The organism is Natrinema soli (assembly GCF_028618695.1).
This window is the reverse complement of the sequence record NZ_JAQIVI010000348.1, coordinates 1-6,427: the sequence shown is the minus strand read 5'-3', so window position 1 is coordinate 6,427 and position 6,427 is coordinate 1. Positions and strand designations below refer to the sequence as shown.

Genomic DNA, 6,427 nt, shown 5'->3' with positions numbered 1-6,427 from the left:
GTCGGCCGCCGCGAACGCCGCGGGGTCGTCGGTGATCTCGACGTCGGCACCCGCGCGCTCGAGGCCGCGAGTGGCACTGCGGAGGTTCCCCAGCCCGTAGTCGACGATGACGACGGAGGCGAGGGACTGCTCCTGTGGAGACGAAACGGTGCTCATACTGGTGCTTGGTGGAGCGCGTTGAAGTGCGTTACCGTTCGCGCAATCCTGCTACTCGAGTGTCGGCCGATCACGTGCCGACACGGCCGACCCGCGCCCGCCGCCACTGCCGACGTGCTGTCGCCGCCGGTATACGTAGTACGCGATCGCCGGGACCGAGAGCAGGTACGGAACTGCCAGTACTGCCCCGGAAAAGTGGACGAGTCCGGCCCCGACCGCGAGCCAGGGGGTGGAATTCCACGTCGGGTGATCGCGAAGCGCACGTGCGTCCATGGATAGCGCTATCGCAACGATAGCGGCGAACAGGTACGACAGCCATCCAGCGAGGACGGTCGCGACGAAGGCAGCGATCCCAACGCCGATCGACTCCGCGTCGGTCGCTCGAGTGAAGAGCCAGAGCCCACCGTAGGAACAGAGCATCGAAAGGGGTCCGAGCGGAAACAGGTAGACGCCATACCGCCACGACGGGTCGGCGGGGACAGCGGATTCCGGAGCGGAGGACTGGGGCATAGACAAGCACTACTTCCCAACGAACTATAGTATATTCGATGAACTGTCGTCCCTCGTCCAGCGAGCCGTCGAAGCACGCCGTCTCGCCGTCGATTGCGGTCATCGATCGACGCCTCCCGACGATGGTACGCTCGTCAGTTCAAAAGCCGTCGAGTCGCGACTGCCCGCCCTCGCTGTCGGCGACGCCCGCGAGTTCCGCCGCCCGCTCGAGAGCGTTCTCGAACGTCTCCTCCTGACTGCGGTCGTACAGCGTCGCCGCCGGGTGTACACAGATCAGGAGTCGCCGCGGCGCGCCGTCGATCCGGATCTCCTCGAGATCGCCCGCTTCCTTGGTCACCGCGACCGACCGCTCGAGCAGGTGTTCGCTCGGCACCTTCCCGAGCGTGACGATTACCTCGGGATCGAGGCGATCGATCTCCCGCTCGAGGTAGCCGCGACAGTTCGCCAGCTCGTCCTTTTTCGGATCGCGATTCTCCGGGGGGCGACAGCGCACGCAGTTGCTGATGCGGACGTCCTCGCGTGCGAGGCCGACGGTTCGGAGCCCGTCGTCCAGAACGGTGCCGCTGCGACCGACGAACGGTTCGCCCTGCTCGTCCTCCTTCGCGCCGGGGCCCTCACCGACGAACAGCAGGTCGGCATCGTCTGGTCCGGTACCGTTGACGATCCGACTGCGAGAGTCGACGAGCGCCGGACAGCGCGTGCACTCCGTGACGCAGAGATCCTCCATCTCTCCCATGGTCGTGGCTCGAACGGCCACCTACTACGTCTTTCTCCTTTGGATGCCGTTCGGAGGAGGCGAATAGACGAAAGCATCGATTTTTGGAGCCGCTATCGCTCCTTCCGACTGTCGCTTGATCTCTGTATCAGGGAACTGTTCGTGAGTCGTGAACAACTATCAACCGCACCTGTAGAACGTATCGCTCAACGAGTAGACGAATGAGACCGGTCCGATTCCGCCGTTCACTCCCCGAATCCCATTTTCTCACCGGCCCAGTATCCTGCTCCAGCTATCCCTAACGCGACGAGTACGATCAATACATATGCAGGATCGAAAACTATCCCAACCCAGTCCTCTCCGCCGGTGAAAATAACGACCCAAACTGCGGCCCCCCAGATAGACGAAGAGAAATACACCGACGTAACGGAGAACGGTACTAGTATCCATCACCATTTAAATCCATCCTGAAGAGGAAAAGAATTTTGGTAGGAAGGCTATGGAATTCTGAACTCGATGCTGCGAAACCGATCGCACCGGCGGAAAACTACGATCACACGCTCTCTGAGAGAGCTCGTTTCGGGAGAGGGCTTCTAAACGGATCGAGCGTACGAATCAGCCGCTCGAGCCGCCTCCCGCGCGACTCGAATCGGCTCCGGGCGGCCGCCTGCGGGCGTGAACGCTCGGACCACCTCGTCGGCGTCAGCGGGCTCGAGCCCCACGCACCTGACGTAGACGGTCTCGTCGTTGACCGACAGTTCGCGTCGCTCCGGCAGCGCCCGGTAGCTCTCGAGGCGCGCCTCGAGTTCGGCTCCGGAAAACGCGTCACGGAGACCGGGCTCGAGGCCGGTGCTCGCTTCGAACGTCACGGCGAGTACCGGTCGTTCGACTGCGCGGTGTATCGTCGACAGATCGAGAAGGTTGTACCAGGCGGGGGCGATGGCACCGAGCAGGACGTATCGGACGTCCGGCCGCTCGAGTTCGTCGATCAGGTCGATGACGGCGGCGGTGCCGTCGGTGCCGCCGACGTGACAGGGGCCGTACGCGAGCCCATCGAACGCGCGATCGGCGCGAACGACGGCACCGGCGAGCGTACTTCGGGTTCGGCCGTCGGTCCGGTCGTCGCGGTACGATTCGGCGATGCCCAGCGCCCGCACCCCGGACTTCATCAGCCGTCGGTTTCGTCGCCGTCGCCGTCGTCTTTGATCGCTTTGAGTCGGTCGAGCAACTCGTCGCTGGACGCGCCGTTTTCGAACTCGATCGTTCCGTCGTGGCTGTTCTCTTCCGATGCCACTGCGTCCTCGTCGTCAAAATCAGCGTCGACATCCTGCTGTTCGGATTCGTCGTAGCTCCCGAATCCCATACGGTGTTACCTACGGGATTCCGATTGAAAAATTCAGCGGTAATGGCGCTCTCAGTGTCTGCAACGTAACTGCTAGATCTCACAGTATATCCGTCACTGAAAGAAGGACTGCTGAGAATGTGGTAATTGATCTGTTTCGGAGATAACCCGTATCACTACCAGTAGATCGTAGCACGGTTTCTTTATTCAGACTTTCCGTGAAAATCGCGGTAAGTACAGACGAAGAGAGTACCGGCAGGTCACTTCCCTTCTGGAAGTTCTTTATGATGTTCCGCGAGCAATTCCAATGTGGGTTCAATTTCGTCAAATTTAGGTCCTCGTTCTATGTGGCTCATTTCAGGAAACCAGTTGATAAACCCGTAGTCGTCTAATTTCGGCAGATGAACGTGATGGCATTCGATTCTATTTAATTTCTCAAATTTCGTAACATTTGGTGGAGTATCGAGTTCTTCTGGTGAATCCGTTTTCGGACTCTCTTCCAGCAAGGCGAATAACAGTTGCCGACGCTGTACATTCGAGACTACTTCGTATAGTTCATTATAGACCTGACCCATACGAATTACCATTGGATATTCTCATATAAAGTCTTCTTCCTAGATTTAGATGGAATAACTGTTCTGAGTAGTAGGGTGGGTCGATTTCTGTTCAGTTCGCATCTGTAGTTGCCGTGCAGTAGAGACCAACGAGTTATCGTGAGTTTTCGTCGATTTCGATCGTCGTTCCAGACCGTGACCTACTCTTCGAGTTGGTACCATCCACTAACTGGTCCATCTTCCGTTCAAATTCGGCGTCACTGATCTCGCCTTCGACGTACTGCTCCTTGAGTTGCCGTCGCCGATCTTCGGTCGTTGGTTCGACCGCTTCGGAGACATCGAACCGGCGAAGAAGCGGGTACTCCCGTTCGAGCCATTCAACGATCGAAACCAACCTGTCGTCACGAGGGAGTGACGCAGTCCGGAGGACAGAGACAATCGATGCAGCGAGAAACGTTGCTGTAATGACTCCGAGGACGAGTACGATCAGCACCCATTCAGCCGCTGCTCCGAGCATCGTTATCAGCATGAATTCCTCACTCGCCGGGACACCACCAGAGAGTGCTGATAATCCATCGACGATTCCCATCAACCCCGCGCCGACCAGCAGGATTCCAGTAATTACGAATCCACCGAAATACAGCCAGTGCCGGGAGACCATATCTAACAGGTGGGTGCGAAAAGGATAAAATGCACCGAAAGGTGCGATTGGTCAGTAGGCACGTGTCGTTACCAAATCGGACGGCTCAATTTCGCACTACATTCTGAATAAAGAGATCGTCTTACCAACTACTGCTGAACGATTGTCGCTCGAGAAACGATAACGTCCGTCAGGGGATTTCGGTGGGAGCTCCGACGGTATCGAGGGCACCGTTTTTGCCGTCGGCCCGCGAGTGTCCCCGTATGGAGGTTCACCACGTCACCGAGGACGCGGAGACGTTCACGTGCAACGCCTATCTGGTCGTCGGCGATCGGACGACGCTGGTCGACGCCGGTGCGATGGACGGCGTCGTCGACGAGATCCGCGAGCACACCGACGACCTCGAGGCCGTCGTCATGACCCACCAGCACGGCGATCACGTCGCCCAGCTCGAGACGGTCTGTGATGCGTTCGATCCCGAGGTGTACGCCTACGACGATCACCCGACGCGGACGCACGAAATCGACGACGGCGATACGGTCCGGATCGGCGACGAGGACTTCGACGTCGTCTACACGCCGGGGCACGCCGACGACCACGTCTCGTTCGTCTCCGACTCGTCGCTGTTCTCCGGCGACGTGGTCGTCCACGACGACGGCGCGTTCGAGTACGGGAGCTTCGGCCGCACCGACATGGCCGGTCAGTCCCGCGAGCGACTCATCGAGAGCATCCGAGACCTCCTCGAGCGCATGCCCGATAGCAGTCACTCTGCTGGCGTCGAGCACATGTACGCGGGCCACGGCGGCGTCTTCCACGGCGACGTGCGCGACGTGGTGGCGACGGCGCTCGAGCGAGCCGAAAAGCGGGAGCCGAAGTATCCGGACGAGTAGCGGCCGTTCCGAGCGTCTGCTGCTCGGATAATGTTGTAACTCCGACTGCGATAGCAGACCGAAAGAAAACGGATCGAACCGGCCGATCCGTCGCGGTCGGGTGGATTATGCCGCGCGCGCTTCCTTCGCCTTGGGGCGAAGCTTCTTGTAGCCGCACTTCCGGCATCGGTTGGCTCGCGGGGAGTTGCGAGCGTTACAGCGCATGCAGATCATCTTCTCGAGCGTCCGTTTCTCAGCGGCGTCGAAGCTGGCCATACCCGGCCTTCGCCCGTGGTGCATTTAATCGCTGTGATCCGACTGGCGGGCTCGTCTCTCACAACCGTCCTCGGACGGCTGATGATGAACCATCCCCTGAGCGTTGCGGAGAGAAGCCGATCGTCGCCGTCGATCCGTCACGCCGTTACTCGATCACTCTTCGTCGGCCAGATAGTCCTCCTGCACCGCGACGACCTCGCTCGAGTCCGTACACTCGCTGTAGCGGCGGAGCGGCTCCTCGTTGAGCGTCAGAAAGGTCTCGCCCCAGCGGAACGGCTCGAGCAGGTCCTCGGCCCGTTCCCGCTCGTCGAAGATGCAGCACGCGCCGGCGAGCGCTTCGACGGTGGTCAGCCGAAACGGCCGCCCGTAGTTGATCGGATTCGCGGCGACGAGGAACGGGAGCGCCCGGTGGACGCCGCGCATCTCGAACGACGCCGCTTCGGCGGATTCCCACGAGCAATCGAGGGTGACCAGCGTTCCTAGCCCCTCCTCGAGGTCGGCGGGCGAGAGCGCCCGCTCGGCGTGGGGGTTGAGGACGACCCCGTAGGGCACCTGCCCCATCGACCGGTAGAGGGTCGCTTTATCGAACTTCTCGAGGCGACGCGCGGTACACTTCTCGGGGTCGTCGTCGCCCTCGTAGTAGACGTGACACTCCACGGGAGGGGGTAGGTGAAGCTGGGAGAAAAGGAACCCGGAACGCGAGGCGAGCGCCGAGGACGGCGGACCTATTCGTCGTGGATCGCCTCCCCGCGGTTGAGCCGCGCGGCGATCGTAAACGTCTGCTCGGCCTGCCGACGAGTCGGGAAGTGCGCGGCCATGTAGCGGGCGGTCGCGATCAACGGTACTCGTCGCCGGTGCTCGAGGTCGCGATCGGTTCCGGTGGTCGATTCGGCCGCGTTCGCGACGAGATCGAACTGGCGGAACGCCGCCTCGAGGTTCTGGAGGGTGTGGAAGCCGGCGTCTTCGCGCAGGAGCCCGTGACCGAGCGTTCGCTTCAGGCGTGCGGGGTCGCCGCCACAGTCGAAGTACTCGGCGACGAGTCGGCCCGCCTCGTTCACTGCGCCCTCCCTGTCGAAGGTTTCGAGAAGGTCCTCGAGGATCGCCGCCGCGTCGCGTCCGGTCTCGTTCGCGCCGGGTTCGGGGATCGGCGTCGGCGGCGTGTTGAGGAACCGGTCGAGGTAGACGTTGAGTGCGGCGTCGAAGACGCCGCGGTAGAGTTCGACCGCGTCCGTCCGCCGCGCGCTCTGGTGGACCGCGTTGGCGTACGTAAACGTGTGGTGGACGGTGTTCCAGTCGCCGAACTCGTTGGCGGTGCCGAACTGGGCGACGCGGGTCGCGGCGGCGTGTGCGACTTCGGCCGCGAGG

General features: G+C 61.3%; 9 protein-coding genes and 2 pseudogenes. 1 reads left to right on the top strand and 10 read right to left on the bottom strand.

The features are described from left to right. The 7 genes and pseudogenes from PGX04_RS20055 to PGX04_RS20025 form a co-directional block, all read right to left on the bottom strand. Nucleotides 1-156 (bottom strand): annotated as a pseudogene (locus PGX04_RS20055) (imidazole glycerol phosphate synthase subunit HisH); the annotation flags it as partial. A 51-nt stretch (nucleotides 157-207) separates the two neighbouring features. Continuing rightward, nucleotides 208-666 (bottom strand): hypothetical protein, encoded by a 459-nt coding sequence (locus tag PGX04_RS20050; RefSeq protein ID WP_273740131.1) that lies wholly within the window; start codon nucleotides 664-666, stop codon nucleotides 208-210. A 139-nt stretch (nucleotides 667-805) separates the two neighbouring features. Then, nucleotides 806-1,402, bottom strand: a complete 597-nt coding sequence (locus tag PGX04_RS20045) for a uracil-DNA glycosylase (protein WP_273740130.1) — start codon at nucleotides 1,400-1,402, stop codon at nucleotides 806-808. A 572-nt stretch (nucleotides 1,403-1,974) separates the two neighbouring features. Further along, complete coding sequence (locus PGX04_RS20040; RefSeq protein ID WP_273740129.1) at nucleotides 1,975-2,550, bottom strand: endonuclease dU; 576 nt, start codon at nucleotides 2,548-2,550, stop codon at nucleotides 1,975-1,977. Beyond that, on the bottom strand, nucleotides 2,550-2,744 hold the full coding sequence (locus PGX04_RS20035; RefSeq protein ID WP_273740128.1) for a DUF5786 family protein: 195 nt from the start codon (nucleotides 2,742-2,744) through the stop codon (nucleotides 2,550-2,552). Before PGX04_RS20035 ends, PGX04_RS20040 begins: the two co-directional genes overlap by 1 nt. Nucleotides 2,745-2,983: 239 nt before the next feature. Further along, nucleotides 2,984-3,298: a hypothetical protein gene (locus PGX04_RS20030; protein ID WP_273740127.1), complete on the bottom strand. Its 315-nt coding sequence runs from the start codon at nucleotides 3,296-3,298 to the stop codon at nucleotides 2,984-2,986. Between the two features lie 133 nt (nucleotides 3,299-3,431). After that, nucleotides 3,432-3,938 carry an SHOCT domain-containing protein gene (locus PGX04_RS20025; RefSeq protein ID WP_273740126.1) on the bottom strand — a complete coding sequence of 169 codons (507 nt, stop codon included), beginning with the start codon at nucleotides 3,936-3,938 and terminating at the stop codon, nucleotides 3,432-3,434. Nucleotides 3,939-4,180: 242 nt separating this feature from the next. Between PGX04_RS20025 and PGX04_RS20020 the strand changes: the two genes are divergently transcribed. Further along, entirely contained in the window at nucleotides 4,181-4,807 is a 627-nt protein-coding gene (locus PGX04_RS20020) for an MBL fold metallo-hydrolase (RefSeq protein ID WP_273740125.1), read from the top strand. 105 nt (nucleotides 4,808-4,912) lie between these two features. On the opposite strand, the gene PGX04_RS20015 is transcribed toward PGX04_RS20020, so the two are convergent. The 3 genes and pseudogenes from PGX04_RS20015 to PGX04_RS20005 form a co-directional block, all read right to left on the bottom strand. Continuing rightward, nucleotides 4,913-5,062: a 50S ribosomal protein L40e gene (locus tag PGX04_RS20015; protein ID WP_273740124.1), complete on the bottom strand. Its 150-nt coding sequence runs from the start codon at nucleotides 5,060-5,062 to the stop codon at nucleotides 4,913-4,915. A 153-nt stretch (nucleotides 5,063-5,215) separates the two neighbouring features. Further along, a complete protein-coding gene (locus tag PGX04_RS20010) occupies nucleotides 5,216-5,719 on the bottom strand; it encodes a DUF367 family protein (protein WP_273740123.1) in 504 nt (167 codons plus the stop codon). Between the two features lie 68 nt (nucleotides 5,720-5,787). Continuing rightward, nucleotides 5,788-6,427 (bottom strand): annotated as a pseudogene (locus tag PGX04_RS20005) (Rieske (2Fe-2S) protein); the annotation flags it as partial.

Coding starts and splice junctions, on each gene's coding strand:
- PGX04_RS20050 (WP_273740131.1), bottom strand. CDS start 666: ATGCCCCAGTCCTCCGCTCCGGAATCCGCTGTCCCCGCCGACCCGTCG.
- PGX04_RS20045 (WP_273740130.1), bottom strand. CDS start 1,402: ATGGGAGAGATGGAGGATCTCTGCGTCACGGAGTGCACGCGCTGTCCG.
- PGX04_RS20040 (WP_273740129.1), bottom strand. CDS start 2,550: ATGAAGTCCGGGGTGCGGGCGCTGGGCATCGCCGAATCGTACCGCGAC.
- PGX04_RS20035 (WP_273740128.1), bottom strand. CDS start 2,744: ATGGGATTCGGGAGCTACGACGAATCCGAACAGCAGGATGTCGACGCT.
- PGX04_RS20030 (WP_273740127.1), bottom strand. CDS start 3,298: ATGGGTCAGGTCTATAATGAACTATACGAAGTAGTCTCGAATGTACAG.
- PGX04_RS20025 (WP_273740126.1), bottom strand. CDS start 3,938: ATGGTCTCCCGGCACTGGCTGTATTTCGGTGGATTCGTAATTACTGGA.
- PGX04_RS20020 (WP_273740125.1), top strand. CDS start 4,181: ATGGAGGTTCACCACGTCACCGAGGACGCGGAGACGTTCACGTGCAAC.
- PGX04_RS20015 (WP_273740124.1), bottom strand. CDS start 5,062: ATGGCCAGCTTCGACGCCGCTGAGAAACGGACGCTCGAGAAGATGATC.